This window comes from Geopseudomonas sagittaria, from assembly GCF_900115715.1.
GTDB lineage: Bacteria > Pseudomonadota > Gammaproteobacteria > Pseudomonadales > Pseudomonadaceae > Geopseudomonas > Geopseudomonas sagittaria.
The window spans coordinates 278,329-303,471 of sequence record NZ_FOXM01000001.1 but is presented as its reverse complement, the minus strand read 5'-3'; the positions used below and the strand labels follow the sequence as shown (position 1 = coordinate 303,471).

At 69.5% G+C, this 25,143-nt stretch carries 27 protein-coding genes; 14 read left to right on the top strand and 13 right to left on the bottom strand.

Going from position 1 to position 25,143, the window contains the following annotated elements; translation table 11 throughout:
- Nucleotides 1–119: 119 nt before the first annotated feature.
- The 5 genes from BM297_RS01545 to BM297_RS01525 all read left to right on the top strand — a co-directional run bounded on the left by BM297_RS01545 (nt 120) and on the right by BM297_RS01525 (nt 4,124).
- Nucleotides 120–866, top strand: a complete 747-nt coding sequence (locus BM297_RS01545) for a sulfite exporter TauE/SafE family protein (RefSeq protein WP_092427613.1) — start codon at nt 120–122, stop codon at nt 864–866.
- Between the two features lie 58 nt (nt 867–924).
- A complete protein-coding gene (locus tag BM297_RS01540) occupies nt 925–1,167 on the top strand; it encodes a CDGSH iron-sulfur domain-containing protein (RefSeq protein WP_092427611.1) in 243 nt (80 codons plus the stop codon).
- Between the two features lie 30 nt (nt 1,168–1,197).
- Nucleotides 1,198–2,037 carry an SDR family oxidoreductase gene (locus BM297_RS01535; protein ID WP_092427609.1) on the top strand — a complete coding sequence of 280 codons (840 nt, stop codon included), beginning with the start codon at nt 1,198–1,200 and terminating at the stop codon, nt 2,035–2,037.
- Between the two features lie 103 nt (nt 2,038–2,140).
- Nucleotides 2,141–2,617 carry a LabA-like NYN domain-containing protein gene (locus BM297_RS01530; protein ID WP_245768177.1) on the top strand — a complete coding sequence of 159 codons (477 nt, stop codon included), beginning with the start codon at nt 2,141–2,143 and terminating at the stop codon, nt 2,615–2,617.
- A 178-nt stretch (nt 2,618–2,795) separates the two neighbouring features.
- Nucleotides 2,796–4,124: an RNA helicase RhlE1 gene (locus BM297_RS01525; protein ID WP_092427605.1), complete on the top strand. Its 1,329-nt coding sequence runs from the start codon at nt 2,796–2,798 to the stop codon at nt 4,122–4,124.
- 3 nt (nt 4,125–4,127) lie between these two features.
- On the opposite strand, the gene BM297_RS01520 is transcribed toward BM297_RS01525, so the two are convergent.
- Nucleotides 4,128–5,186, bottom strand: a complete 1,059-nt coding sequence (locus BM297_RS01520; RefSeq protein ID WP_092427603.1) for a serine endopeptidase — start codon at nt 5,184–5,186, stop codon at nt 4,128–4,130.
- A gap of 153 nt (nt 5,187–5,339) precedes the next feature.
- On the opposite strand from BM297_RS01520, the gene BM297_RS01515 reads away from it, so the two are divergent.
- Together BM297_RS01515 and BM297_RS01510 are read left to right on the top strand one after the other, a co-directional pair.
- On the top strand, nt 5,340–6,488 hold the full coding sequence (locus tag BM297_RS01515) for a pyridoxal phosphate-dependent aminotransferase (protein ID WP_092427601.1): 1,149 nt from the start codon (nt 5,340–5,342) through the stop codon (nt 6,486–6,488).
- Nucleotides 6,489–6,626: 138 nt separating this feature from the next.
- Nucleotides 6,627–7,421 carry an amidohydrolase gene (locus BM297_RS01510; protein ID WP_092427599.1) on the top strand — a complete coding sequence of 265 codons (795 nt, stop codon included), beginning with the start codon at nt 6,627–6,629 and terminating at the stop codon, nt 7,419–7,421.
- A gap of 4 nt (nt 7,422–7,425) precedes the next feature.
- Here the strand turns inward: BM297_RS01510 and sorU are convergent, their stop codons facing one another.
- The 3 genes from sorU to BM297_RS01495 form a co-directional block, all read right to left on the bottom strand.
- Nucleotides 7,426–7,740: a SorU family sulfite dehydrogenase c-type cytochrome subunit gene (sorU, locus tag BM297_RS01505; RefSeq protein ID WP_092427597.1), complete on the bottom strand. Its 315-nt coding sequence runs from the start codon at nt 7,738–7,740 to the stop codon at nt 7,426–7,428.
- Between the two features lie 59 nt (nt 7,741–7,799).
- Nucleotides 7,800–8,990 carry a SorT family sulfite dehydrogenase catalytic subunit gene (gene sorT, locus BM297_RS01500; RefSeq protein ID WP_092427595.1) on the bottom strand — a complete coding sequence of 397 codons (1,191 nt, stop codon included), beginning with the start codon at nt 8,988–8,990 and terminating at the stop codon, nt 7,800–7,802.
- A 154-nt stretch (nt 8,991–9,144) separates the two neighbouring features.
- Entirely contained in the window at nt 9,145–9,339 is a 195-nt protein-coding gene (locus BM297_RS01495) for a hypothetical protein (RefSeq protein WP_092427593.1), read from the bottom strand.
- 63 nt (nt 9,340–9,402) lie between these two features.
- On the opposite strand from BM297_RS01495, the gene BM297_RS01490 reads away from it, so the two are divergent.
- Nucleotides 9,403–9,936: a flavin reductase family protein gene (locus tag BM297_RS01490; RefSeq protein ID WP_092427591.1), complete on the top strand. Its 534-nt coding sequence runs from the start codon at nt 9,403–9,405 to the stop codon at nt 9,934–9,936.
- On the opposite strand, the gene BM297_RS01485 is transcribed toward BM297_RS01490, so the two are convergent.
- Nucleotides 9,933–10,298 carry a DUF2784 domain-containing protein gene (locus BM297_RS01485; protein ID WP_092427589.1) on the bottom strand — a complete coding sequence of 122 codons (366 nt, stop codon included), beginning with the start codon at nt 10,296–10,298 and terminating at the stop codon, nt 9,933–9,935. The two genes, BM297_RS01490 and BM297_RS01485, sit on opposite strands and share 4 nt — an antisense overlap.
- 7 nt (nt 10,299–10,305) lie before the next feature.
- Nucleotides 10,306–10,935, bottom strand: a complete 630-nt coding sequence (locus BM297_RS01480) for a DUF2238 domain-containing protein (protein ID WP_092427587.1) — start codon at nt 10,933–10,935, stop codon at nt 10,306–10,308.
- Between the two features lie 118 nt (nt 10,936–11,053).
- Here BM297_RS01480 and arfB point away from each other — a divergent pair, with 118 nt between their 5' ends.
- A complete protein-coding gene (arfB, locus tag BM297_RS01475; RefSeq protein WP_092427585.1) occupies nt 11,054–11,467 on the top strand; it encodes an alternative ribosome rescue aminoacyl-tRNA hydrolase ArfB in 414 nt (137 codons plus the stop codon).
- A gap of 76 nt (nt 11,468–11,543) precedes the next feature.
- On the opposite strand, the gene leuA is transcribed toward arfB, so the two are convergent.
- Nucleotides 11,544–13,214, bottom strand: coding sequence for a 2-isopropylmalate synthase (leuA, locus tag BM297_RS01470; RefSeq protein WP_092427583.1), 1,671 nt, complete (start codon nt 13,212–13,214; stop codon nt 11,544–11,546).
- A 382-nt stretch (nt 13,215–13,596) separates the two neighbouring features.
- Between leuA and BM297_RS01465 the strand changes: the two genes are divergently transcribed.
- Together BM297_RS01465 and BM297_RS01460 are read left to right on the top strand one after the other, a co-directional pair.
- The gene (locus BM297_RS01465) at nt 13,597–13,971 is read left to right on the top strand and encodes a DUF2946 domain-containing protein (RefSeq protein ID WP_092427581.1); all 375 of its coding nucleotides are present in this window, start codon (nt 13,597–13,599) and stop codon (nt 13,969–13,971) included.
- Nucleotides 13,972–14,062: 91 nt separating this feature from the next.
- Nucleotides 14,063–16,234, top strand: coding sequence for a TonB-dependent copper receptor (locus BM297_RS01460; RefSeq protein ID WP_092427579.1), 2,172 nt, complete (start codon nt 14,063–14,065; stop codon nt 16,232–16,234).
- Between the two features lie 157 nt (nt 16,235–16,391).
- Here BM297_RS01460 and BM297_RS01455 read toward each other — a convergent pair whose 3' ends face one another.
- The 4 genes from BM297_RS01455 to BM297_RS01440 all read right to left on the bottom strand — a co-directional run bounded on the left by BM297_RS01455 (nt 16,392) and on the right by BM297_RS01440 (nt 20,988).
- Nucleotides 16,392–17,633, bottom strand: a complete 1,242-nt coding sequence (locus BM297_RS01455; protein WP_092427577.1) for a mechanosensitive ion channel family protein — start codon at nt 17,631–17,633, stop codon at nt 16,392–16,394.
- Nucleotides 17,634–17,746: 113 nt separating this feature from the next.
- Nucleotides 17,747–18,589, bottom strand: a complete 843-nt coding sequence (locus BM297_RS01450; protein ID WP_092427575.1) for a peptidoglycan DD-metalloendopeptidase family protein — start codon at nt 18,587–18,589, stop codon at nt 17,747–17,749.
- 76 nt (nt 18,590–18,665) lie between these two features.
- Entirely contained in the window at nt 18,666–20,207 is a 1,542-nt protein-coding gene (gene rhlB, locus BM297_RS01445; RefSeq protein WP_394327999.1) for an ATP-dependent RNA helicase RhlB, read from the bottom strand.
- A gap of 121 nt (nt 20,208–20,328) precedes the next feature.
- Entirely contained in the window at nt 20,329–20,988 is a 660-nt protein-coding gene (locus BM297_RS01440) for an alpha/beta hydrolase (RefSeq protein WP_092427571.1), read from the bottom strand.
- Between the two features lie 217 nt (nt 20,989–21,205).
- On the opposite strand from BM297_RS01440, the gene BM297_RS01435 reads away from it, so the two are divergent.
- Nucleotides 21,206–21,487, top strand: coding sequence for a GIY-YIG nuclease family protein (locus BM297_RS01435; protein ID WP_092427569.1), 282 nt, complete (start codon nt 21,206–21,208; stop codon nt 21,485–21,487).
- A 129-nt stretch (nt 21,488–21,616) separates the two neighbouring features.
- Here the strand turns inward: BM297_RS01435 and BM297_RS01430 are convergent, their stop codons facing one another.
- Both BM297_RS01430 and yejK read right to left on the bottom strand, forming a co-directional pair.
- The gene (locus tag BM297_RS01430; protein ID WP_394328002.1) at nt 21,617–22,432 is read right to left on the bottom strand and encodes a polyphosphate kinase 2 family protein; all 816 of its coding nucleotides are present in this window, start codon (nt 22,430–22,432) and stop codon (nt 21,617–21,619) included.
- 252 nt (nt 22,433–22,684) lie between these two features.
- Nucleotides 22,685–23,692 carry a nucleoid-associated protein YejK gene (gene yejK / locus BM297_RS01425; RefSeq protein ID WP_092427567.1) on the bottom strand — a complete coding sequence of 336 codons (1,008 nt, stop codon included), beginning with the start codon at nt 23,690–23,692 and terminating at the stop codon, nt 22,685–22,687.
- A 112-nt stretch (nt 23,693–23,804) separates the two neighbouring features.
- Between yejK and BM297_RS01420 the strand changes: the two genes are divergently transcribed.
- Nucleotides 23,805–25,019, top strand: coding sequence for an MFS transporter (locus BM297_RS01420; protein ID WP_092427565.1), 1,215 nt, complete (start codon nt 23,805–23,807; stop codon nt 25,017–25,019).
- Nucleotides 25,019–25,141 (top strand): hypothetical protein, encoded by a 123-nt coding sequence (locus BM297_RS22245; RefSeq protein ID WP_281250230.1) that lies wholly within the window; start codon nt 25,019–25,021, stop codon nt 25,139–25,141. The genes BM297_RS01420 and BM297_RS22245 overlap by 1 nt, the downstream gene beginning before the upstream one ends.
- Nucleotides 25,142–25,143: the final 2 nt, after the last annotated feature.

Sequence of the window (25,143 nt, the reverse complement as noted above, 5' to 3'; positions counted from 1 at the left end):
ACGCGTCCATGGCTCGGGCTCCCACGCGGAGCGTGGGAGCCATCGGGCGAAGGTGGTGTCGTGCCGAGGGTACGCTTCCTCCTACAATGCCCGCTTCCTTTCTGCCACGAGACCCGGCCATGGACCTGCTGCCCGCCTCCATCTCCCAGCTGGACGCCAGCATCCTGATCGTCAGTGCCGGCTTCACCTCGCTGCTCACCGCCGCCATGGGCATCGGCGGCGGTGTCCTGCTGCTGGCGATCATGGCCGGCATCGTGCCGGCGGCGGCGCTGATTCCGGTGCACGGGCTGGTGCAGCTGGGCTCCAACGGCAACCGCGCCTGGATGACCCGCCGACACATCGACCTGGGACTGCTCAAGCGCTTCGCCCTCGGCGCGCTGGTCGGCGCGCTGCTCGCCTCGCTGATCGTCGTCCAGCTGCCGCTGCAGTGGATCCAGTTCAGCGTCGCCGCCTTCATCCTCTATCTGGTCTGGGGACCCAAGCCGGGTCGGCACAGCCTGGGTACCGCCGGGCAACTGCTGGCCGGAGCGCTGACCACGCTGGTGTCGATGTTCGTCGGTGCCACCGGCCCGCTGGTGGCCGGCTTCATCCATCGCCACGACATGGACAAGCTGGCGACCACCGCGACCTTCGCCGGCTGCATGAGCGCCCAGCATCTGCTGAAGATGGCGGTGTTCTCGGCGGTCGGCTTCGCCTTCTGGGACTGGCTGCCGCTGGTGGGCTTGATGATCGTGGCGGGCGTGGCCGGCAGCTGGCTCGGCCTGAGGCTGCTCGACCGGATTCCGGCGGCGCACTTCAAGCGGGCGTTTGCCTGGATAGTGACGCTGCTGGCGTTGCGCCTGCTGTGGCAGGCGAGCGGATTCTGAACGGTGCGCGGCGGACGGCCGGCTATGCTGGAAAGGTGAAGCAGCCGGAGACGCCGTCATGAGCGAACCCCATATTGCCCGGCGCAGCCCCTATGGCGTGGCGGTCGAGGCCGGCAAGGACTACTGGTGGTGCCGCTGTGGCCGTAGCCAGAGCCAGCCGTTCTGCGACGGCTCGCACAAGGGCAGCGAGTTCACCCCGCTACTGTTTCACGCCCAGCGCAGCGAGACCCTGTACTTCTGCGGCTGCAAGCACACCGGCACGCCGCCACTGTGTGACGGTACGCACCAGCGGCTGAAGTAGGAAAACCATCGAGCACGCCAGGAGGGACCCATGCGCCGAGTCATCCGCAAGGTATTTCGCAACAAGGTCTTCGACCGCAAGGTGGTGCTGATCACCGGCGGCTGCGCCGGCATCGGTCGCGCCCTGGCGGTGCGCTTCGCCCAGGGCGGTGCGCGGTTGGTGCTGCTCGATCTCGACCAGGCGGCGCTGGACAGCCTGGCCCAGCACCTGGCCGACCATCACAACGCGGAAACCCTCGCGCTGCGCTGCGACGTCGCCGACGCCCAGGCGGTGCGCGCCGCAGTGGCGCTGGCGGTGGAGCGTTTCGGCGGCATCGACGTGCTGGTCAACAACGCGGCCATCGCCCAGCGTAGCCCGTTCGCCGAAACCGATCTGGCCGTGTTCGAGCGGGTCATGGCGGTCAACTTCTTCGGCGCCCTGCACTGCACCCAGGCGGCGCTGACGAGCATCCAGGCCCGGCGCGGGCAGATCGTCGTGCTCAGCTCGCTGTCCGGCTTCGCGCCGATGCTCTATCAGAGTGCCTACAACGCCAGCAAGCATGCCCTGCATGGGCTGTTCGACACCCTGCGCCTGGAGTTGGCGGACAGCGGGGTCAACGTCATGCTGGTGTGCCCCGGCTTCACCGCCACCGACCTGCGCAAACACGCGCTGGTCGGCGACGGCTCGGTGACGCCGTCGCCGCTGCCCTTGCTTGGCAAGGTCTACTCGCCGCAGGACACCGCCGAGGCGATCTACCGCGGCGCGGTGCGCCGCAAGCGCCTGCTGGTGCTGTCCAACGTCAACTGGGGCGCGCAGCTGCTGGCGCGCCTCGCGCCGCGGCTGTTCGAGCGGGTGCTGGTGCCGCGGCTGTCGGGGCTGAAGCCCTCGTAGGGGCGAATTCATTCGCCTGACATGGCCGCGTTGGCGAATGAATTCGCCCCAGGCTGCGGATTGGCCGGATAATGGTGGGGCCGCCTCGCCGCAAGGAATCCCGTTGAAGACCATCGCCCTGTTCGCCGATGTGCAGAACCTCTACTACACGGTGCGCCAGGCGCACGGCTGCCACTTCAACTACGCCGCGCTGTGGGCCGAGCTGGCGGCACGCGGGAAGATCGTCGAGGCGTACGCCTACGCCATCGAGCGCGGCGACCCGCGCCAGCAGCAGTTCCAGCAGACCCTGCGCAAGCTCGGCTTCACCGTGAAGCTCAAGCCGTACATCCAGCGCAGCGACGGCACGGCCAAGGGCGACTGGGACGTCGGCATCACCATCGACGTGCTCGACGCCGCGGCGCGGGTCGACGAGGTGGTGCTGGCCTCCGGCGACGGCGACTTCGACCTGCTGCTCGAGCGCGTGCGCCGCGGCGGCACCGCGGCCACCGTGTACGGCGTGCCGGGCCTCACCGCGCAGTCTCTGGTGCGCGCCGCCGACCGCTACGTGCCGATCGAGGGCAGCCTGCTGCTGCGCGGCTGATCCTGCCTGTAGGAGCCGATGCATCTGCGACCGACCCGCATTGGGGTTCGCCGGTTCGCCGTGCCGCGGGCGCAGGTCGCGAATGAATTCGCACCTGCACCGCTGATGCGCTTGCCCGGCAGCCGGCGAGCATTGCAGGTAAACTGGCGCCCTGTTTTCCCTGCCGGTTGCCCCTGTCATGACCTTCGCCTCCCTCGGCCTGATCGATCCCCTGCTGCGCGCGCTCGACGCCCTCGACTACAAAACGCCCACGCCGGTGCAGAGCCAGGCGATTCCCGCCGTGCTCAAGGGCCGCGATCTGATGGCGGCGGCGCAGACCGGCACCGGCAAGACCGCCGGCTTCGCCCTGCCGCTGCTGCAGCGCCTGAGCCTGGCAGGGCAGGTGGCGCCCAACTCGGTGCGCGCGCTGATCCTGGTGCCGACCCGCGAGCTGGCCGAGCAGGTCCACGAGAGCTTCCGCGTCTATGGCCAGCACCTGCCGCTGCGCACCCTGGCCGCCTACGGCGGGGTGAGCATCAACCCGCAGATGATGCGCCTGCGCAAGGGCGTCGACGTGCTGGTGGCCACCCCCGGCCGCCTGCTCGACCTGTTCCGCCAGAACGCGGTGCGCTTCGAGCAGGTAGAGACCCTGGTGCTCGACGAGGCCGACCGCATGCTCGACCTCGGCTTCGCCCGCGAGCTCAACGAGCTGTTCGCCATGCTGCCGCAGCGCCGGCAGACCCTGCTGTTCTCCGCCACCTTCTCCGAGACCATCCGCGAGCTGTCCCGCGTGCTGCTGCGCGACCCGCTGTCGATCGAGGTCAGTCCGCGCAACGCCGCGGCGCAGTCGGTCAAGCAGTGGCTGATTCCGGTGGACAAGAAGCGCAAGAGCGAGCTGTTCTGCCACCTGCTCAAGGCGCGGCGCTGGGGCCAGGTGCTGGTGTTCGTCAAGACCCGCAAGGGCGTCGACGAACTGGTCGCCGAGCTGCAGCGCCTCGGCGTCAGCAGCGATGCGATCCACGGCGACAAGCCGCAGCCGGCGCGCCTGCGCGCGCTGGAGCGCTTCAAGGCCGGCGAGGTGCAGGTGCTGGTGGCCACCGACGTGGCGGCCCGCGGCCTGGACATCGACGACCTGCCGCAGGTGGTCAACTTCGATCTGCCGATCGTCGCCGAGGACTACGTGCACCGCATCGGTCGCACCGGCCGCGCCGGCTCAACCGGCGAGGCGATCTCGCTGGTCTGCGCCGACGAGGTGCAGCTGCTCGCCGCCATCGAGGCGCTGATCCGCCAGGTGCTGCCGCGCCGCGACGAGCCGGACTTCATCCCCGAGCACCGCGTGCCGCAGACCACCATCGACGGCCTGGTGCTGAAGAAGCCGAAGAAACCCAAGAAACCGAAGGTCGAGCTGGGTAAGCCGGGCAAGGCCGGCAAGCCGCTGGGCAACTGGATCGACAGCAGCGAACCGAGGGTCAAGGCGGTGCGCAAGATGCCCAGCCTGGGCGGCGGCAAGCGCTCCGGCAAGAAGTAGTCTTTACGTCGCCGGCGGCTCGGATGGCTGGGCCGCGCCGCTGCCACAGGCGAAGCAGAAGCGCGCGAAGGCGCTCTTGCGCGTCTGGCACTGCCCGCAGTGGTCGAACAGGCTGAGGCCGCAGTGCGGACAGAAGTCGATCTGCGGGTTGTCCAGCTCGACCGGCCGCTCGCAGCCGGGACAGACCTTCTTGGCCAGGCGCAGCAGCGAGGTGTCGTAGGAAATCTCCTTGCGTCGCTCGGCGTCGGGCTTGGCTTCGGCCTCCAGCTGGCGCTGGCGGTAGCGGTTGAACGAGACGATCGCCTGGCGGCCGACCAGCACGGTGATCACCACGCCGACGATGTTGCGCACGTAGCCGCCGTAGCTCGGCAGGTAGGGCACCAGTTCGACGAAGAACACGAACAGCGCGAAATAGATGTAGCCCCACACGAAGGGCCACCAGGTGTTCTTGCGCTGGCGGGCGAACAGCCAGCCGGCGATCAGCAGCAGCGGCAGGGTCAGCGCCAGGCGGATCAGGAACACCTTGAGCTCCTGCCGGCTCTGTTCGCTGCTCATCTGATCAAAGGCCGCGCCGCGCAGCGCGTCGAGCTGGCGCTGCGCGCGCTGCTGCGCCTGCTGGGCGTCGAGCAGGCGCTGCTGCTCGGCCTCCACCGCGCTGCGCACCTGGCGTTCGGCCAGCCGGAGGTGCTCCAGCGCCTCGGTGCGCTGCAGCAGCTCCTCGTCGCGCGCCGACTGCTGGGTCACCTGACGGCTGGCCAGCCAGGCGCTCAGGCTGTCGCGGGCGGTCTGGCTGTTCTGCCGCGCCGCCTCCAGCTTGAGGCGGCTCTGCTCGAGGGCGTCCTGGGCATCCTGGGCCAGCTCGCGCTGGCGCTTGATCTCCTGCTCGATGCGCTCGGCGGCCTCCTTGTCGAGGAAGTCCTCCACCGTGAAGCGCTGCTCGACCAGCGGCAGGTTCTTCACCACGGCGCCGCCGAGGTTGATCAGGAAACCGGCGAACACCACCGCCACCGCCCACAGGGCGAGGCGGAAGAACTTCTCGGAGCGGCGTTGGGCCTTGTTCATGGGAGCATCCTTTCTCGCTGGACTGGGCCTCAGCATAGCGCAGCGCGCTAGGCCCGCGCGGGGACAAATTGCCGCCGCCGCGGCTGCCCTGCGCCAACGGATCGGCTATCCTCGCCGCTTGCGTCCGCGCTCCGTATTCGCTCAGGAACTCCGATGATCGTCAGCAAACTGCCCAACGTCGGCACCACCATCTTCACCACCATGTCCCAGCTCGCCGCGCAGACCGGCGCGCTCAACCTGTCGCAGGGCTTTCCCGATTTCGACGGCCCGCAGGCACTGCGCGAGGCGGTCGGCCGCCACGTGATGGCCGGGCACAACCAGTACGCGCCGATGACCGGCCTGCCGGCGCTGCGCGAGCAGGTGGCGGCGAAGATCTCCCGCAGCTACGGCCGCAGCGTGGACATGGACAGCGAGGTGACCATCACCCCCGGCGCCACCGAGGCGATCTTCTGCGCGGTGCAGGCGCTGGTGCGCCCCGGCGACGAGGTGATCGTCTTCGATCCCTGCTACGACAGCTACGAGCCCTCGGTGGAGCTGGCCGGCGGGCGCTGCGTGCACGTGCCGCTGGCGCTGCCGGACTTCGCCATCGACTGGCAGCGCCTGCAGGACGCCATCAGCCCGCGCACCCGGCTGATCATCCTCAACAGCCCGCACAACCCCAGCGGCGCGCGGATTTCCTCTGCCGAACTGGCCCAGCTGGCGGCGCTGATCCGCGAGCGCGAGATCTACCTGATCAGCGACGAGGTCTACGAGCACCTGGTGTTCGACGGTGTGCAGCACGCCAGCGTGCTGGCCCACGAGGAGCTGTACCAGCGCGCCTTCGTGGTCAGCTCGTTCGGCAAGACCTACCACGTCACCGGCTGGAAGACTGGCTACGTGGTGGCGCCGCCGGCGCTCAGCGCCGAGCTGCGCAAGGTCCACCAGTTCGTCACCTTCTGCGGCATCACCCCGCTGCAGTGGGCGCTGGCCGACTACATGAGCGCCCATCCCGAGCACGTCGCCGAGCTGCCGGCCTTCTACCAGACCAAGCGCGACCTGTTCTGCGACCTGCTCAAGGGCTCGCGCTTCCAGTTCAAGCGCACCCCCGGCACCTACTTCCAGCTGGCCGACTACTCGGCGATCCGCGACGACCTGAACGACGTGGAGATGTCGTTGTGGCTGACCCGCGAGCACGGCGTGGCGACCATTCCGGTGTCGGTGTTCTACCAGAGCCCGCCCAAGGACCTGCGCCTGGTGCGCTTCTGCTTCGCCAAGCGCGAGGACACCCTGCGCCAGGCGGCCGACAAGCTGTGCCGGGTATGACCTGCTCTGCTCCCTTCGCCCCTTGGGGGAGAGGGGCCGGGGGAGAGGGGCGCCCTGCCATTCAGGCCCTCACCCCAGCCCTCTCCCGCAGGCGGGAGAGGGGGCGACTTGCGGATTCATCGAATTTGGAGACTCCCCATGCGTGACCTGAGCACTTTGCCCGACCTCAAGCTGGCCCTGGTGCAGACCGCGCCGGTCTGGCAGGACCCGGCCGCCAACCATGCCCACTTCGCCTGGCTGCTGGATCAGGCCGAGGGCGCCGATCTGGTGATCCTCCCGGAGATGTTCAGCACCGGCTTCTCCATGGACGCTGCGGCGCTGGCCGAGGCCGAGGACGGCCCGAGCCGCGCCTGGCTGCAGGCGCAGGCCGCGCGCCTGAATGCCGTGGTGGTCGGCAGCGTGATCACCCGCGCCAGCGACGGCAGCTACCGCAACCGCCTGTACTGGGCGCGTCCGGACGGCAGCTGCGCCCACTACGACAAGCGCCACCTGTTCCGCATGGCCGGCGAACACGAGCACTATGCGGCGGGCACCGAGCGCGTGCTGCTGGAGCTGAAGGGCTGGCAGGTGCGCCCGCTGGTCTGCTACGACCTGCGCTTCCCGGTGTGGAGCCGCGACCCCCACGACACCGACCTCTTGTTGTACATCGCCAGCTGGCCGGCGGCGCGGCGCAATCCGTGGAACCGCCTGCTGCCGGCGCGCGGCATCGAGAACCTCTGCTACGTGGCGGCGGTCAACCGCATCGGGGCCGACGGCAACGGCTACCCGCACGCCGGCGACAGCCAGGTCCTCGACTTCCAGGGCGACAGCCTGCTGGCGGCTGGCGACGCCGATGGGGTGTTTCAGGTGACCCTGTCGGCGCAGGCGCTGGCCAAGTTCCGCACCCGTTTCCCGGCCTACCGGGATGCCGATGCCTTCGAGCTGAAGATCTGAGCCGTCACTGCCCCGCCACGCTGGACACGTAGGCCGCCACGGCGCGGATCTGCTCGTCGCTGAGACTTTCGGCGAAGGGCGGCATGACGCCGAGACCGTTGCGCACGGCGGACTCCACCCGCGCGGCGTCGGGCCTGAGCTGGTCCAGATCGGGGCCGACCGCGCCGCTGGCGCCGGCCTCGCGCAGGGTATGGCACAGACTGCAGGAGGGCTGCGCCTGTTCGAGGAACACCTGGCGGCCCTGGGCTAACAGGTCGTCGTCGGCCACGGCCGGCGCGGCGAGCAGCAGGGCGAGTACGCAGAGCGTCTGGCGAGCCATGGGCGGGTCTCCGCAGGCGTAGGGACGGGCGGGCGCCGCACCGCGCGCCCGCCGCCGGATCAGACCACGGCGAGCTTCACCGCGTGGTCTTCCCAGCCGTTGTGGGCGAAGCCGTTGTCGTTGTCCATGCGCTCGCGCGGCTGCACGTTGCCATCGACGTCGGTGGCGCGGCTGGCGAGACTGTAGTTGCCGGGCTTGAGTTCCACGGCGAGGACGAACGGCCGCCAGGCGTAGGGGCCGAGGTCCGGGCCGACGAAGGGCGCCGGCCGCCAGCTCTGTCCGCCGTCCAGCGACACCTCGACGCTCTTCACCGCCCGGGCGCCGCCGAAGGCCACGCCCTGGATCACCACCCGGCCGGCCTTCATCTGCTCCAGCGGCTGGCTGATCCACGACTTGACGTTCATCTCCCACATCGACGGCTGATCCGGCGCGCCCTGCACGCCCACCGGGCGCAGCCGGTAGCCCTTGGTCTGGATGTTGGCCTTGGTCTCTTCGGCGGTGAAGGCCAGCTGCCTGACGTACTTGATGTTGTTGACCCCGTAGTAGCCGGGGATCACCAGGCGCAGCGGGCCGCCGTGGGCCAGGGAGATCGGCTCGCCGTTCAGCTCCCAGGCCAGCAGGGCCTGCTCCAGGGCGCGCAGCGGCACCGAGCGCTCTACCACCACGGTCGTCGCATCGATCCCCGGCGGCAGGGTTTCGCCGCCGGTGCCGGTGATGAAGGCCATGCCGTCCGCGACGCCGCCGAGCGCCTCGACCACCGCCTTCAGCGGCACCCCGCTCCAGAACACGCAGCCGGCCGCGCCGACCGTCCAGGGGGTGCCGCTCGGCTTGTGGGGGAAGAAGCCGCGGCCGTTGCCGGAACACTGCAGCACGCAGGCCACGGTCTCCACGCCGAGGCTCTTCAGCTCGGCCACGGTCAGGCTGCGCGGCTGCTTGACGCCGGCGAAGGCGACGCCCCAGGCGTCGCGGTCGGCGACGATGGCGGCATCCGGCGCCGGCAGGTTGTTGCGCACGAACAGGCGATCACTGGCGGTGACCACGCTGGTGCCGATGGCGCCGCGGCGGGTTTCCAGGGTGTTGGCGCTGTGCACGATCAGCGTCTCGGCCGTCTTCCACTTCACGTAGTCCGGCAGGGGCAGGGCTTCCTGGGCCTGCACCCGCCACGGCAGACCGGACAGGCTGACGGCGGCGATGGCGGTGGCCGTTCCTGCCAGCAGCTGGCGGCGGCGCAGATCGATGGGTTCTGGCATGGAACCTCTCCGGGAATGGCTGCCGGCGCAGGGCAGCGGCTAGGGATGCCGAATGACGCAGCGCCTGGTGGCGCCGTCAGTCCGGGCATGACACCCATCCTCTCGGTGTGCTCGGACAGGGTACCTAGGGGTTTAGGCAGGGGGCGCCCCCCTGTCAAGGCGACGGGGGGCCGCGCTCCTCGCGCACCAGGTAGGCCTGCTTGTGGCCGCGCGCTTCGTAGTCGCGCATGGCGGCCTCCGCGTCGGCGCGCTTGGCGAAGCGGCGCATGGCCACCTCGTTGCCGTTGTCGTCGATGCGGTAGAGCAGCCAGCGGCCCGGCTGCGCGCCGCTATCGGTCGAGCGGGTCACGCGGCATGCCTCCCGTGGGGCTATGGTTGATCGGGTCAGCGTCTTCCTTCCCGGAGCCACCCGATGAAAGAGTTCCTGCCTCTCGCCGAAGTCTACGCCATCCTCGAACCCGGCCCGGTGGTGCTGCTCGGCACCGCGCAGGCCGGACGGGCCAACCTGATGCCGATGTCCTGGCACACGATGCTGGAGTTCGAGCCGCCGCTGGTCGGCTGCGTGGTCAGCGCGGCCAACCACTCCTTCGCCGCGCTCGAGGCGACCGGCGAGTGCGTGCTCAACGTGCCGTCCGCCGAGCTGCTCGACCAACTGGTGGCCTGCGGCAACAGCCATGGCGACAAGGTCGACAAGTTCGCGAAATACGGTCTCACCGCCGAGCCCTCGGCGCAGGTGGCGGTGCCGCGGGTGGAGGAGTGCTGGGCTAACCTGGAGTGCCGGGTGGTCGATCGCCAGCTGGTCGGCAGCTACAACTTCTTCGTCCTCGAGGTGCTGCAGGCCTGGCACGATCCGACGGTGAAGGTGCCGCGCACCCTGCACCACCGCGGCTACGGCAAGTTCATGATCGCCGGCGACGAGGTGCAGAGCGGCTCGAAGATGCGCTAGCGGCGGCGCCGGCGGCGCCACACCCAGGCGTAGATCGCGAGGTTCACCAGCAGCACGAACGCCGCCAGCACGTACTGCACCGGCAGGGTCAGCCAGTCCGGGTAGAGCAGCGGCAGCAGATAGTGCTCGACGAAGCCCTCGCTGTAGCCGGCCTCGCCGGCACGCAGGCGCAGCTGCTGCTCCCAGCCGGTGAGCGGGCAGCCGCGGCCGGTCAGCTCGACGAAGATCGCCCACACCGCCGCCGGTGGATGCAGCAGCAGGAAGCCGCGCCACCAGGCCGCCAGCAGGCCGCCGAACAGCGCGAACAGCACGAAGCCCAGGTGTACGACCAGGATGGCGTCAGCGGCGAGACGGTAGGGCATGGCCGGTTTACCCCTTGTGCTGGTCGGTTGGCCGCAGCGCGGCGATCTGCCGGTCCTGCAGGCGGGTCAGGCCGAGCAGGCCGGCGCTGGCGCCGATCAGCGCCCAGAACATGTCCGCCTGGGTGTCCCAGGGGTCGCCCTGGGTGCCGAGGAACTCGATGGCGCCGCCGCCGGCGAGCAGCGCCACCCACCACTCGATCAGCTCGTAGAAGGCACTGATCGCCATGGCCACGCAGCCCGCCAGGAAGGCCAGCATGCGCCCCGGGGCGACGAAGCCTCCGCGCAGGAGGATCTCGCGGGCGATCAGCGCCGGCACCAGGCCCTGCATGAAGTGGCCGAGCTTGTCGTAGGGATTGCGGGCCAGGTCGAACAGCTCCTGCACCCAGAAACCCGCCGGCACCCGTGCGTAGGTATAGGCGCCGCCGAGGATCAATACCAGGCAATGCAGGGTGATCAGCACATAGAGCAGGGTGGTCAGCGGGAAGCGCCGCCCGGTGGCCAGCAGCAGCGGCGCGGCAATCAGCACCGGCGAGACCTCCAGCCACCAGGTGGCGCGGTCGTAGGGGGAGATGCCGGAGACGATCAGCGCGGCCAGTACGCTCAGGCCCAGTGTCCAATACAGACGCTCGTGCTGCATATCCATCTCCGCAGGCCAATCCGGCTTCGCCGTCACCCTACTGCAGGGCGCGGCGGGCCGTCCAGCGCGGGGTGCGACGGGGTATCCTGTGCGGGTCCCCCCCCGTGCCGAGCCCGCCATGCTGGAAATCTCCAATGCCGTCCACCTGCCCGACAGCGAGATCGAGCTTTCCGCGATCCGTGCCCAGGGTGCCGGCGGGCAAAACGTCAACAAGGTGTCCAGCGCGGTGCACCTGCGCTTCGACATCCACGCATCAAGCTTGCCGGAGTTCTACAAGGAGCGTCTGCTGGCGCTGCGCGACAGCCGCATCACCTCAGAGGGGGTGATCGTCATCAAGGCCCAGCAGTACCGCACCCAGGAGCAGAACCGCGCCGATGCCCTGCAGCGCCTGGCCGAGCTGATCCGCAGCGTGGCCAAGGTGGAGAAGGCGCGCCGGCCGACCAAGCCGACGCTGGGCTCGAAGAAGCGTCGCCTGGAGGGCAAGAGCAAGCGCGGGGCGATCAAGGCGGGGCGGGGCAAGGTGGATTTCTGAGCGGGAATGAAAAACGCCCCGGACCTTGCGGTGCGGGGCGCTCGGGGTCGCGCTCGGCTCAGGCTCAGGCTCAGGCTCAGGCCGCCTGCGCCTCGCTCTGCTGCAGGGCGCGGTTGAGGGCGCTGAACAGGGCGCGGAAGCTGGCGGTGGTCAGGTTGGCGTCGATGCCGACGCCGTGCAGCGGACGGCCGCCGTCGACGCGCAGCTCGAGGTAGGCCGCGGCCTTGGCGTTGCTGCCGCCGCCGATGGCGTGCTCGCTGTAGTCCATCACCTCCACGGCGACCGGCAGGGCGGCGACCAGCGCCTCCAGCGGGCCGTTGCCGGTGCCTTTCAGGGTCTGCACGCGACCGTCGTGCTCGATCTCCACCTCCACCGCGGTGACGCCGTCGGCTTCCTGCAGGCGATGGCCCTTGAGGGCGTAGGTCGCCGGGCCGTCGAGGTATTCGGCGACCAGCAGCTCGTGGATCTGCCGCGCGCTCATCTCCAGACCGTGGCGGTCGGTCTCGCGCTGCACCACTTGGCTGAACTCGATCTGCATGCGCCGCGGCAGGCTGATGCCGTACTCCTGCTCGAGCAGGAAGGTGATGCCGCCCTTGCCGGACTGGCTGTTGACGCGGATCACCGCCTCGTAGCTGCGGCCGATATCGGCCGGGTCGATCGGCAGGTAGGGCACTTCCCAGACGCCGTCCGGGTCCTGCTGGGCGAAGCCCTTGCGGATCGCGTCCTGGTGCGAGCCGGAGAAGGCGGTGTGCACCAGATCGCCGACGTAGGGATGGCGCGGGTGCACCGGCAGCTGGTTGCACTCCTCGACCACCTTGCGCACGCCGTCGATGTCGGAGAAGTCCAGTTGCGGGTCGACGCCCTGGGTGTACATGTTCAGTGCCACGGTGACCAGGTCGACGTTGCCGGTGCGCTCGCCGTTGCCGAACAGGCAGCCTTCCACGCGGTCGGCGCCGGCCAGCAGGCCCAGCTCGGTGGCGGCCACGCCGGTGCCGCGGTCGTTGTGGGTGTGCAGGCTGACCAGCACGCTGTCGCGCTTGTCGATGTGGCGGCAGAACCACTCGATCTGGTCGGCGTAGACGTTCGGGGTGGCCGCCTCGACGGTCGCCGGCAGGTTGAGGATCAGCTTCTGCGCAGGGGTCGGCTGGAACACGCCGATCACCGCATTGCACACCTCGACGGCGAACTCCGGCTCGGTGGAGCTGAAGATCTCCGGCGAGTACTCGAAGCGCCACTCGGTGTCAGGGTTCTGCTCGGCCAGGCGCTTGATGATCTGCCCGGCATTCACGGCGATCTGGATCACCCCGGCCTTGTCCTGGTTGAAGACGATGCGGCGGAAGCTCGGCGCGGTGGCGTTGTAGTAGTGGACGATGGCCTTCTTGGCGCCCTTGAGCGACTCGAAGGTGCGCTGGATCAGGTCCTCGCGGGCCTGGGTCAGCACCTGGATGGTGGTGTCGTCGGGGATGTGGCCGCCCTCGATCAGCTCGCGGACGAAGTCGAAGTCGGTCTGCGAGGCGGACGGGAAGCCCACCTCGATTTCCTTGACGCCGACCGCGACCAGAATCTGGAACATGCGCAGCTTCTTGTCGGCATCCATCGGCTCGATCAACGACTGGTTGCCGTCGCGCAGGTCGGAGCTCAGCCAGATCGGCGCCTTGTCGATCACCTTGCTCGGCCAGGTGCGGTCGGGGATGGCGATCTGCGGGAAGGCGCGGTACTTGGTCGACGGATCTTTCAGCATGGGCATGGCGAATTCCTGAAATCGGTGGCCGCAGGGCGGCGGGCATAACGGGGTGAACGGCGCCGCTTCAGTCACGCAGTCCCAGGTATTGCCGCTGCGGGATGCGGGGGGAGGCCGTGTTCATGGCGTAAACCCTAGTGGCTGCTGCGCATGGATGGCAAGCATTGTCTGAAAATTGGAATTTTTCACCAAGAATTGCTTTTTGGCGCATTGCCATGCTGTTTGCTGCGCGCTTTGTTGTGCTCGCTTGCGCGGCGTTTTTCGCTGCGGCGCCGTGTCGCACTAGGGTGGGCGCGTGGCCCTGTGCGATCATTTCGAGCGCTTACCGCGGTGACTGGCCGCGCAATTCTTTCCAGGGAGACGGCATCGGGTGATTCGGCAAGGGCGCATGCGTCTGGCAGCCTGGCTTGGCCTGTTCGCCATGCTCATGGCGTTCGCCGGTCCGCTGTACTCGCAGTTGCGGGCGCTGGACAGCCTGCCGCTGGCGTTCGCCATCGACCTGGAAGCCCTGCACTGCGGCGAGGGCCAGGCCCTGGCGGAGTATTCCGCGCAGGAGCAGGGCCCGCCCGAGTGGGTGCAGTGCCTCGAGCAGTGCGGCTACTGCAACCTGCTGGCCGGCACGCCCGCGCTGCCGCCGGCCGTGCAGCTGGCCCTGCCGGCGCCGTCCAGCGTCGTCCACCAGTTCCTGCCGCCGCGCCAGAGCCTGCCCCAGGCGCCGCCGTCCAGCCGCGAGCCGCGCGGTCCGCCCTTCTTCCACGCCTGAAACCGTCCTGAACCCGGCCGTCTGCCCGCGTGCGTGCCCGTGCGCGCACGCCTGACGACCTGCAGTCCGTCTTTTTGCGTGGAATACCTACATGTCCGTTATCGCCCGTCCGTCCCTGGCGCAGTCGCGCCTGTCCCGTCCGTTCGCCCTCCATCCGTTCCAGCGCCGCTGGTGGCCGGCGCATGCCGCGCTGCTCGGCGTGCTGGCCCTGCCGCTGCAGGCGGCCGAGCCGCAGAATACCGAGAGCGGCGAAGAGGAGGTCGCGCCGCTGGTGATCACCACGGTGGCGCCGCAGTCGCCGCTGACCGTGGTCACCGATCCGCGGCAGCCGCGCCAGCCGGCGCCGGCCAGCGACGGCGCCGACTACCTGAAGACCATCCCCGGCTTCTCCGCGGTGCGCAGCGGCGGGGTCAACGGCGACCCGGTGTTCCGCGGCATGTTCGGCTCGCGGATCAAGCTGCTCACCAACGGCGGCGAGATGCTCGGCGCCTGCCCCAACCGCATGGACGCGCCGAGTTCGTACATCAGCCCGGCGAGCTATGACCGCCTGACCGTGATCAAGGGCCCGCAGACCGTGCTGTGGGGGCCGGGCGCCTCGGCGGCCACCGTGCTGTTCGAGCGCGACCCGGAGCAGTTCAGTGCGCCGGACTGGCGCCTGAACACCAGCCTGCTGGCCGGCTCCAACGGCCGCTTCGACCGCAGCATCGACGCCGCCGCCGGCAGCCAGGACGGCTATGCGCGGGTGCTGGCCAACCGCTCGCAGGCCGACGACTACGCGGATGGCAACGGCGACACGGTGCCGTCGCGCTTCGACAAGTGGAACAGCGACGTGGCACTGGGCTGGACTCCGGACGCCAACACCCTGGTCGAGCTGACCGCCGGCAAGGGCGACGGCGAGTCGCGCTACGCCGGGCGCGGCATGGACGGCACCCAGTTCGCCCGCGAGAGCCTCGGCCTGCGCTTCAAGAAGGAGTACATCGGCGAGGTGTTCCACGGCCTCGAGGCCAACGTCTACTACAACTATGCCGACCACGTCATGGACAACTTCCGTCTGCGCGATCCGGACCCGAGCGCCAGCATGGCGATGATGCGCAACCCCATGGCCAGCCAGGTCGATCGCCGTACCCTCGGCGGGCGCCTGGCCGGCACCTGGCGCTGGGACGAAGTCGAGCTGGTCGGCGGCATCGATGCCCAGCGCAGCGAGCACCGCAAGCGCGCTTCGACCTTCAACATGATGACCCGCACCTACACCGATGCCGACCAGTTCGCCTGGAACAAGGACGCCGACACCCACAACTATGGGCTGTTCGGCGAGCTGACCTGGCAGCTCGACCACGACCAGCGTCTGATCGGCGGCGCGCGCCTGGACCGCGCCGAGGCCCACGACTACCGGCAGACCTTCACCAGCCACAACCCGATGACCATGCTGAGCCAGACCTGGGCCAACCCCAGCGCCGACGAGGAGCGCCACGACACCTTGTACAGCGGTTTCCTGCGCTACGAGGAGGACCTGCAGCGCCTGCCGGCCACCACCTACCTCGGCCTCGGCCACAGCGAGCGCTTCCCCGACTACTGGGAGCTGTTCTCCGCCAGCGCCGGCCCGGTGGGCAGCATCCAGGCCTTCGAGACGGTCAAGCCGGAGAAGACCACCCAGCTCGACCTGGGCATCCAGTACCGCCAGGGGGGGCTTGAGGCCTGGGCCTCTGCCTATGCCGGGGTGGTCGAGGACTACATCCTGTTCGACTACGTGCCGGGGATCATGGCCGGCATGACCCGCACCGTGGTGGAGAACGTCGACGCGCGCATCGCCGGCGCCGAGGCCGGCGTGGCCTACCGCTTCACCCCGAACTGGAAGGGCGACGCCACCCTGGCCTACGCCTGGGGCGAGAACACCTCGGACGACCGCGCCCTGCCGCAGATCCCGCCGCTGGAAGCGCGCTTCGCTCTCACCTACGAGCGTGACAACTGGAGCACCAGCGGCCTGTGGCGCGTGGTGGCGGCGCAGAAGCGCATCGCCGAGAACCAGGGCACCGTGGTCGGCAAGGACTTCGACGAGAGCTCGGGCTTCGGCGTGCTGTCGTGGAACGGCGCCTATCGGCTGAGCCGGAACCTCAAGTTCAGCGCCGGCGTCGACAACCTGCTCGACAAGGCCTACTCCGAGCACCTCAACCTGGCCGGCAACGCCGGCTTCGGCTTCCCCGCCGAGACCCGCATCAACGAGCCAGGGCGTACCTACTGGACGCGGGTGGATCTGAGCTTCTGATCCCGGCCATGCGCGCCTGGCCCTGGTGGGAGGCGCGACCTCGCGGCGATGTGGGCCGCAGGCCCGTCAGGGATCAAGAGCATCGCCCCGAGGTCGGGCCTCCCACAGGCACTGCCGCCCCACCGGGGCGTCAGGCGTGTGCAGTCTGCCGTTCGCGCTACTCGGTGTGCGGCAGCCGCCACTCGCGCAGTTCGGCACCGCTCGGATACTGGAATACGCGCAGGCCGAACTCCGGGAGGATCGCCAGCAGATGGTCGAAGATGTCCGCCTGGATGCGCTCGTAGTCGGCCCACACGGTGGTGGCGGTGAAGCAGTACAGCTCCAGCGGCAGGCCGGTGGCGGTGGGGGCGAGCTGGCGTACCAGCAGGGTCATGTCCTGGCGGATCTGCGGGTTGTGGCGCAGGTAGACCTCCACGTAGGCGCGGAAGGTGCCGAGGTTGGTCAGGCGGCGCTGGTTGAGCGGCGCGGCGCCCTGCGCGCGCAGCTGCCGGTTCCACGTCTCCAGCTCGCTCTCCTTCTGAGCGAGGTAGTCGCGCAGCAGGGCGAAGTGGCGCAGCTGCTCGACCTCCGCGGCAACCAGAAAGCGCACGCTGTCCTGGTCCAGGTACAGGCTGCGCTTGATCCGTCGCCCGCCCGACTCGTGCATGCCGCGCCAGTTCTTGAACGGGTCGCTGATGAAGCGCTTGGTGGGGATGCAGGTGATGGTCTTGTCCCAGTTCTGCACCTTGACGGTGTGCAGGGCGATGTCGATCACGTCGCCGTCGGCGTTGAGCTGCGGCATCTCCACCCAGTCGCCGACGCGGATGATGTCGTTGGAGGAGATCTGCACGCTGGCCACCACGGACAGCAGGGTGTGCTGGAAGATCAGCATCAGCACCGCGGCCATGGCGCCGAGGCCGGAGAGCAGGATCAGCGGCGAGCGGTCGACCAGCGTGGCGATCATCAGGATGCTGGCCAGGGTGTACACGGCGATCTCCAGCACCTGCAGGTAGCCCTTGATCGGCTTGAGGTGGGCGCCCGGGCGCTGCTCGTAGAGGCGGTTGGCCTGGCGCAGTGCACCGCCGATGGCCAGGGCGATGGTCAGCACGATGAAGGCGCGGCAGACGTTCTCCACCACGGTCACCGCCGCCGGGTGCAGGCCGGGGACCAGGTCCACCCCGTTGGACAGGATCAGCGCCGGCACGATGTTGGCGAGGCGGCGGACGATGCTCTGCTCGTAGCTGGGCAGGTGGCGGCCCAGTGGCGTGGCGCTCAGGCTGCGGTGCAGGGCGCGCGCCAGCAGGTGCTTGACCAGCCAGTTGGCCAGCCAGGCGATGCCCAGCAGCAGGGCGGCGCTCAGCGCGGTGAGCAGGTAGGGCCGGGTCTGCAGCCAGTCGAGGGCCAGCGCGAGTTCGGGCATGAGCTACTCCTGGGCGCCGGAAGCGAGCCGCCGCGGCGGCGCTCCCGGATACGTGCCTCTGGTGCAGCTTAGCCGGCGTGGGCCGCTTGGCGAGCCGTGCAGGAGGGTGCCCGTCAGGGCCGGAAGGCGCCGATGAAGATGCTCGGGTCGACCCGGGCGTCGTTGAGGCTGACGTTCCAGTGCAGGTGCGGTCCGGTGGCGCGGCCGGTGGCGCCGACCTTGCCGAGCACCGCGCCGCGCGCCAGTTCGTCGCCGACCTGCACGCCGATCTGCGACAGGTGGCAGAACATGCTGATCAGCCCCTGGCCGTGGTCGACGAACACCGTCTTGCCGTTGAAGAAGTAGTCGCCGACCAGGATCACCTTGCCCGCCGCCGGTGCCTTGACCGGGGTGCCGGCCGGCACGGCGAAGTCGAGGCCCGAGTGCGGGTTGCGTTCCTCGCCGTTGAAGAAGCGGCGCAGGCCGAACGGGCTGGACAGCGGCCCGGCGACCGGCTTGTCGAACAGCAGGTTGCTCGGCTGGCGCGGGCTGAAGCGGCGATAGGCCTCGGTCTGCACCGCCAGTTCGCGCTCGATGCGCGCCAGGTTGGCGGCGTTCGGGGTGACCTGCTGCTGGTCCTTCAGGGTGATGCGCTGTTCCTTGTAGTGACGGCTGCCGACGCTGAAGGCCAGGCGGCGGCCGTCGTCCAGTTCGAGCTGTTCGCGGCCGGCCTTTACGGTCAGCGGCAGGCCGACCACGGCGATCCAGCGTTGGCCATCCTCCCGGACCACCAGCACCGGCTTGCCCTGGTAGCGGGCGGCGGGGCGCTCGGCGGCGTCGCCCAGGTCGACCACGGCGACGCCGCCGGGGACCGGCTTGTCGAGCAGGCGCGACAGGAAGCCCTCGGCCTGCACGGGTGGGACATGGGCGGGCAGGGCGAGGAACAGGACGAGCAGTAACGGTAGCAATCGGGACATGGGCAGGGGATGGCGCGGGGCGGGGGAGCAGGAAATGCGCCCCTCTCCCGCGGACGGGAGAGGGTGCGGGCAGGACTCAGTGTTTGCGCGGCACCGGCTTGAGCAGCTCGGCGGGCGGCATCTCGCACTGGATCTTGCGGCCGATCAGCGCCTCGATCGGCGGCAGGGCGAAGGCATCGTCCTCGCCGGCGAAGCTGATCGAGGTGCCGCTGGCGCCGGCACGGCCGGTACGCCCGATGCGGTGCACGTAGTCGTCGGGATCTTCCGGCAGGGTGAAGTTGATCACGTGGCTGATGGCGTCGACGTGGATGCCGCGGCCGGCCACGTCGGTGGCGACCATCACGCGGATCTTGCCTTCGCGGAAGCCTTCCAGGGCCTTGATGCGCTTGTGCTGCGGCACGTCGCCGGACATCTGCACCGCGCTGATGCCGTCGCGGGTCAGGCGTTCCTCGATGCGGCGCACCTCGTCCTTGCGGTTGGCGAACACCATCACCCGGATCCAGTCGTTCTGGGTGATCAGGTTGTACAGCAGCTTGTACTTGTCGCTGCCGGCCACCGCGTAGACGTGCTGCTCGACGGTGTCGCTGGCGACGTGCTCCGGCTCGATCTCGACGATCGCCGGCTCGATGGTCCACTGCTTGGCCAGGTTCATCACGTCTTCGGTGAAGGTGGCGGAGAACAGCAGGGTCTGCCGTTCGCCCTTCGGCGGGGTCTGGCGGATGATCTGCCGCACCTGCGGGATGAAGCCCATGTCGAGCATGCGGTCGGCCTCGTCGAGCACCATCACCTCGACCATGTCCAGGTGCACTTCGCCGCGCTGGTTGAAGTCGAGAAGGCGGCCGGGGGTGGCCACCAGGATGTCGCAGTAGCGCGATTCCAGCTGCTTGAGCTGCTTGTCGAAGTCCATGCCGCCGACGAAGCTCATCACGTTGAGCTTGGTGTACTTGGTCAGCGCCAGGGCGTCGTTGGCGATCTGCACCACCAGCTCGCGGGTCGGCGCGATGATCAGCGCGCGCGGCTCGCCCATGTAGCGTTCCTTGGGCGGCGGCGTTTCCAGCAGCTGGGTGATGGTCGAGATCAGGAACGCGGCGGTCTTGCCGGTGCCGGTCTGCGCGCGGCCGATGGCGTCCTGGCCCTTGAGGGTGTAGCCGAGCACCTGCGCCTGGATCGGCGTGCAGTAGGGGAAGCCGAGGTCGTGGATGGCGTGCATCAGCTCGGGGGCGAGGCGGAAGTCGTGGAAGCGGGTCTTGCCTTCGGCAGGCTCGACCACGAAGTCTTCCGGCTTCCAGTTATCCACCACCGGCTTGCGCGGGGCGCGCTCGCGGCGCGGCTTGTCGGCCTTGGGCTGGCTTGCGGCAGGCTGCTCGCTGCCTGCCGGCTGGCCTGCGACGCTGGTCTCTTCGCGCGGCTGGTCGTCGCGCGGTTTGTCGCCACGGGGCTTGTTGCTGCGCGGCTTCTTCGCGCGGCCGCCCTCGGCGCGGGGCTGCTCGGCCGGCGCCGCGGCAGTGCTGGTCGGTGCGCTGCTGCGCGGTTCGGCGTCGGCAGCCACTGGGGTGACGGGCTGGGCCACCTGGGCCGCCGCGTCCTTGCTGAGGAATTTTTTGAGTGCCTTGAGCACGGTCATCTCGATCTGGATTGAAGATACAGGTTGCAGTGTAAAGCAAGATGGGAGTATGGCGAAGCCGCCACGCGGTTTCTGCGCCGTTCCCATCACGCTCGGTGACCGGGGCTGTTCCCGCTCAGTCCGCCAGCCGTTCGGCCAGCCACAGGGCGATATCGCGTAGCTCCTCGTTGACCACCTCGTGGCCCATCGGATAGTCGCGCCAGGTCACCTCGACGCCGCGCGCGGCCAGCCAGTCGTGGGCGCGGCGGCCGAGGGCGTGCGGGACCACCTGGTCGTCGCGACCATGCAGGCACAGCACCGTATGGCTCTGCTGGATGGCGCCCAGCTGCTGGTCGACGGCGAAGGTCGGCGCGTAGGTGGACAGCGCCAGCACCCCGCCCAGCTCGCCGGACCAGCGGCGGAAGGCGCTGTGCAGCACCACGGCGCCGCCCTGGGAGAAGCCGGCGAGGAAGATCCGCGCGGCGGGGATGCCAGCGGCGCGCTGCGCCTCGATCAGCGCCAGCACCTGGCTGGCGGAGTCCTCCAACTGGTCCATGTCGATGGCGCGCTCGGGCTGCAGGGCGATGATGTCGTACCAGGACGGCATGCTCCAGCCGCCGTTGAGGGTGACCGGGCGGGTCGGCGCCTGCGGCAGCACGAAGCGCACGCCGGGCAGCACGCCCTGCAGCGCCTCGGCGACCGGCTGGAAGTCGAAGCGGTCGGCGCCGAGGCCGTGCAGCCAGATCACGCTGGCCGTGGCTGGCTGGGCGGGCTCGAGGATCAGGGTGTCGTGCATGGGAGATTCCATTGATAGGTAGAAGCTCAGCGAGCCTCGAAACGCGCCGGCGGCGCGGTTGCTGTGCAGCCGGCCGGCACTGAAGGGCTGGAGGGCATGGTGTGGCGTGCCCGGGCGGGGGTGGCCAAGGTCGCGATTATCGCCGCTTGCCGCGTGCGGCAAAAGGCGTGCGTGCGACGTCCTATAATGGCGGCCCTTTCCCTGACGGAGTGGCCCGATGACGGTCGCCGGCAAACCCTGGTTCGTCTATCTGGTGCGCGCCGCCAATGGTGCGCTGTACTGCGGCGTCAGCGACGATCCGCAGCGGCGTTTCGGCGTGCACCAGAGCGGAAAGGGCGCGCGCTTCTTCCATAGCAGCCCGGCAGTGGCGCTGGTCTACGTGGAGGCCTGCGCAGGCAAGGGCGCGGCGCTGTCGCGCGAGCGGGCGATCAAGCGCCTGGGCAAGCCGGCCAAGGAGCGGCTGGTGGTGCAGTGGGCGGAGATGGCCGAGACGTTGTAACGGATGTTTCCGGTCAAGCGCCGGTTCTTGCAGGAGGCCCGACCTCGGGGCGATGCGGGGCGCAGCCCCGCCAGGGATCAAGAGTATCGCCCCGAGGTCGGGCCTCCTACAGGCGCGAACCGCGCGCGTTCAGGCCCGCTCCAGCTCGTCGAGACCGAACGGCAGCGGCGGGGTCGGCCAGCGCTGGTCGAGGCGCTCGAACTCGCGGGCGACCAGGCTGGCGACCAGCAGGTCGCGCAGCCACTTGTGGTTGGCGGGGATCACCTGCCAGGGCGCCTGCGGGCGCTGGCTGGCGGCGAGGATGGCGGCCCAGTGCGCCTCGCGTTCCTCGAACCGGCGATGGGCCTCGAGGTCCTCGGCGCCGACCTTCCAGTGCTTGCGCGGGTCGAGCAGGCGCTTGCGCAGGCGCGCCTTCTGCTCGGTGCGCGAAATCTGCAGGTAGACCTTGAGCAGGCGGATGCCGCGCCCGGCCAGCTGCTCCTCGAAGGTGGCCAGCTGCGCCAGGCGTTCCGGGATGGCTGGCGCGGCGATGAAGCCGTCGAACAGGTCGCAGGCCACCCCCTCGTAGGGCGTGCGGTTGAACAGGGTGATCTCCCCCGGCGCTGGCAGGCGGCGCCGGTAGCGTGCGAGAAAGCCCTCGGCGCGCTCCGCCGCGTTCGGCTGGCGGAAGCCGTGCACCGTCAGGCCCTGCGGGTCGAGGCCGCCGAACACGCGGCGGATGGCGCCGTCCTTGCCGGCGCAGTCCGGGCCCTGCAGCCAGATCAGCAGGGACTCCTGCTGGCGTGCCCAGAGCAGGCGCTGCTGCTCGACCAGCCACGGCTTGAGCGCCGCCAGTTGCGTGCTGGCGCCGTCGTGGTCGAGGCCGCACAGCCGCTCGGCCTCGCCGGCCGCCAGCGCGCACGGATCGCCCAGACAGGCGTCGAGCAGGGTGTCGGACAGGCGCAGCATGGCGATCTCTCCTGGCGCTAGTTGCCTGCGCTGTAGGGGGCGCGCCCTCGCGGCGATGCGGGGTGCAGCCCCTCCATAAAGCCCCAAGAGCATCGCCCCGAGGTCGGGCCTCCCACAAGAGCAGGAGCCACGGCGAACCTGTAGGAGGCGCGCCCCCGCGGCGATGCGGGATGCAGCTCCGCCAGGGATCAGCCGCCGCGCGTCGAGTTCGCTCCCCCACAAGGGCCAAGCGTAGCTGCGCCCGGCGGATCAGTCCTTACGCCGCTTGAGCTGGTCCTTCAGCTGGCTGGGCAGCTGGTGGATGGTCAGGGTGTCGTGTTCCTCGTCGTACTCGATCTTCGAGCCGAGCAGGTGCGACTCGAAGCTGATCGACAGGCCCTCGGCGCGGCCGGTGAAGCGGCGGAACTGGTTGAGGGTGCGCTTGTCGGCGGGGATCTCCGCGGCCAGGCCGTAGTCCTTGTTGCGGATGTGCTCGAAGAAGGCGCGCGGCTGCTCCTCGTCCATCAGCTCGGACAGCTCCTCGAGGGCGATCGGCTCGCCGCGGCGTGCCTGGCTGCTGGCGTAGTCGACCAGCGTCTCGGTCTTCTCGCGTGCCTGCTCCTCGGCGAGGTCCTCGCTCTCGACGAAGTCGCTGAACGCCTTGAGCAGGGTGCGCGTCTCGCTCGGCGCATCGACGCCTTCCTGGCAGCCGAGGAAGTCGCGGAAGTACTCGGAAACCTTCTTGCCGCCCTTGCCCTTGATCAGCGAGATGTACTGCTTCGAGGTCTGGTTGTTGCGCCACTCGGAAATGTTGATGCGCGCGGCGAGGTGCAGCTGGCCGAGGTCGAGGTGCTTGGCCGGGGTGACGTCGAGGCTGTCGGTGACCGCCACGCCCTCGCTGTGGTGGAGCAGAGCGATGGCCAGGTAGTCGGTCATGCCCTGCTGGTAGTGGGCGATCAGCACGTGGCCGCCGGTGGACAGGTTGGACTCCTCCATCAGCTTCTGCAGGTGCTCCACCGCCTGGCGGCTGAAGGCGACGAAGCTCAGGCCGCCGTCGAGGTATTCGTTGAGCCAACCGCTGAACGGGTGGGCGCCGGACTCGGGCTGGAAGTAGCCCCAGACCTTGTTCGGCTTGGCGTTGTAGCTGTCGTTGAGGTCGGCCAGCAGGTTGTCGATGGCCGGCGACTCGGCCAGCTCGCTGTCGCGGGCGTGCAGCACGGCGGGGCTGCCGTCGGGCTTCTTGTCGATCAGGTGGACGATGGCGTGACGGATCGGCATGGCGCTCTCGTGGCGGAAAATTCGGATGCGCCAGTGTAACCGATGGCCGGCGGAGACGGCCGCAACGGCATACCCGAGTGATATCCTCGCCTTTTGTCCGATGGAGACCGCCATGACCTCGCTTTGGCGCCGCTGCGGCTGGATGCTGCTGGGCAGCTCACTGATCCTCGCCCTGTCGCTGGGCGTGCGCCACGGCTTCGGCCTGTTTCTCGCGCCGATGAGCGCCGACTTCGGCTGGGGGCGCGAGGTGTTCGCCTTCGCCATCGCCCTGCAGAACCTGGTCTGGGGCCTGATCCAGCCGTTCACCGGCGCCTTCGCCGACCGCTTCGGGGTCAGGCGCACCGTGCTGGTCGGCGGCGTGCTGTACGTCGCCGGCCTGGCGCTGATGGCCTTCAGCGACTCGCCGGCATCGCTGTCGCTGAGCGCCGGCCTGCTGATCGGTCTGGGCCTGTCCGGCACCTCGTTCTCGGTGCTGCTCGGCGCGGTGGGCCAGGCGGCGCCGGTGGAGAAGCGCAGCATGGCGATGGGCATCGCCGCGGCGGCCGGCTCCTTCGGCCAGTTCGTCATGCTGCCCGGCAGCCTCGGCCTGATCGGCTGGCTCGGCTGGTCGGGTGCGCTGCTGGCGCTGGCCGTGCTGATCGCCCTGATCGTGCCGCTGGCGGCGCTGCTGCGCGCGCCGGCCCGGCCGCCGGCGCTCGCCGAACAGCACCAGACCCTCGGTGAGGCGCTGCGCGAGGCAGCCGGGCATCCCGGCTTCTGGCTGCTGGCGCTGGGCTTCTTCGTCTGCGGCTTCCAGGTGGTGTTCATCGGCGTGCACCTGCCGGCCTACCTGGTCGACCAGCACCTGCCGGCCCAGGTTGGCACCACGGTGCTGGCGCTGGTCGGCCTGTTCAACGTGTTCGGCACCTACACCGCCGGCTGGCTGGGCAGCTGCTATTCCAAGCCCAAACTGCTGGTCGCGCTGTACCTGATCCGCGGCGTGGTGATCGCGCTGTTCTTCTTCGCCCCGCTCAGCGAGTGGAGCGCCTACGCCTTCGGCATGGCGATGGGCTTGCTGTGGCTGTCCACGGTGCCGCTGACTAACGGCACGGTGGCGACCCTGTTCGGCGTGCGCAACCTGTCGATGCTCGGCGGCATCGTCTTCCTGTTCCACCAGCTCGGCTCCTTCCTCGGCGGCTGGCTGGGCGGCTGGCTGTACGACCGCACCGGCAGCTACGACCTGGTCTGGCAGATCTGCATCGGTCTCAGCGTGATGGCGGCGCTGCTCAACTGGCCGGTGCGCGAGCAGCCGGTGGCGCGCCTGCGGGCGCCGCTGGAGTCGGCCTGATGCGCCGCGCGCTGGCCTGGCTGGCCGCGGCCCTGCTGCTGGCGGGGCTGCTCGCCCTGGCTTGGTGGGGCTGGCAGCAGGGCGGGCTGGTCTTGTTGATGCAGGGCATGGGCGTTTGTTGAAA

Excerpts from the sequence above, each read along its gene's own strand:
- arfB (WP_092427585.1), top strand. The coding sequence starts at position 11,054 with ATGCTGGAAATCTCCAATGCCGTCCACCTGCCCGACAGCGAGATCGAG.
- yejK (WP_092427567.1), bottom strand. The coding sequence starts at position 23,692 with ATGCCGATCCGTCACGCCATCGTCCACCTGATCGACAAGAAGCCCGAC.
- sorT (WP_092427595.1), bottom strand. The coding sequence starts at position 8,990 with ATGCCAGAACCCATCGATCTGCGCCGCCGCCAGCTGCTGGCAGGAACG.
- BM297_RS01520 (WP_092427603.1), bottom strand. The coding sequence starts at position 5,186 with ATGAACAAGGCCCAACGCCGCTCCGAGAAGTTCTTCCGCCTCGCCCTG.
- BM297_RS01490 (WP_092427591.1), top strand. The coding sequence starts at position 9,403 with ATGAAAGAGTTCCTGCCTCTCGCCGAAGTCTACGCCATCCTCGAACCC.
- BM297_RS01485 (WP_092427589.1), bottom strand. The coding sequence starts at position 10,298 with ATGCCCTACCGTCTCGCCGCTGACGCCATCCTGGTCGTACACCTGGGC.
- BM297_RS01435 (WP_092427569.1), top strand. The coding sequence starts at position 21,206 with ATGACGGTCGCCGGCAAACCCTGGTTCGTCTATCTGGTGCGCGCCGCC.
- BM297_RS01420 (WP_092427565.1), top strand. The coding sequence starts at position 23,805 with ATGACCTCGCTTTGGCGCCGCTGCGGCTGGATGCTGCTGGGCAGCTCA.
- BM297_RS01515 (WP_092427601.1), top strand. The coding sequence starts at position 5,340 with ATGATCGTCAGCAAACTGCCCAACGTCGGCACCACCATCTTCACCACC.
- BM297_RS01480 (WP_092427587.1), bottom strand. The coding sequence starts at position 10,935 with ATGCAGCACGAGCGTCTGTATTGGACACTGGGCCTGAGCGTACTGGCC.
- leuA (WP_092427583.1), bottom strand. The coding sequence starts at position 13,214 with ATGCCCATGCTGAAAGATCCGTCGACCAAGTACCGCGCCTTCCCGCAG.
- BM297_RS01465 (WP_092427581.1), top strand. The coding sequence starts at position 13,597 with ATGCGTCTGGCAGCCTGGCTTGGCCTGTTCGCCATGCTCATGGCGTTC.
- sorU (WP_092427597.1), bottom strand. The coding sequence starts at position 7,740 with ATGGCTCGCCAGACGCTCTGCGTACTCGCCCTGCTGCTCGCCGCGCCG.
- BM297_RS01510 (WP_092427599.1), top strand. The coding sequence starts at position 6,627 with ATGCGTGACCTGAGCACTTTGCCCGACCTCAAGCTGGCCCTGGTGCAG.
- BM297_RS01540 (WP_092427611.1), top strand. The coding sequence starts at position 925 with ATGAGCGAACCCCATATTGCCCGGCGCAGCCCCTATGGCGTGGCGGTC.
- BM297_RS01545 (WP_092427613.1), top strand. The coding sequence starts at position 120 with ATGGACCTGCTGCCCGCCTCCATCTCCCAGCTGGACGCCAGCATCCTG.
- BM297_RS01450 (WP_092427575.1), bottom strand. The coding sequence starts at position 18,589 with ATGTCCCGATTGCTACCGTTACTGCTCGTCCTGTTCCTCGCCCTGCCC.
- BM297_RS01455 (WP_092427577.1), bottom strand. The coding sequence starts at position 17,633 with ATGCCCGAACTCGCGCTGGCCCTCGACTGGCTGCAGACCCGGCCCTAC.
- BM297_RS01535 (WP_092427609.1), top strand. The coding sequence starts at position 1,198 with ATGCGCCGAGTCATCCGCAAGGTATTTCGCAACAAGGTCTTCGACCGC.
- BM297_RS01525 (WP_092427605.1), top strand. The coding sequence starts at position 2,796 with ATGACCTTCGCCTCCCTCGGCCTGATCGATCCCCTGCTGCGCGCGCTC.
- BM297_RS22245 (WP_281250230.1), top strand. The coding sequence starts at position 25,019 with ATGCGCCGCGCGCTGGCCTGGCTGGCCGCGGCCCTGCTGCTGGCGGGG.
- BM297_RS01460 (WP_092427579.1), top strand. The coding sequence starts at position 14,063 with ATGTCCGTTATCGCCCGTCCGTCCCTGGCGCAGTCGCGCCTGTCCCGT.
- BM297_RS01440 (WP_092427571.1), bottom strand. The coding sequence starts at position 20,988 with ATGCACGACACCCTGATCCTCGAGCCCGCCCAGCCAGCCACGGCCAGC.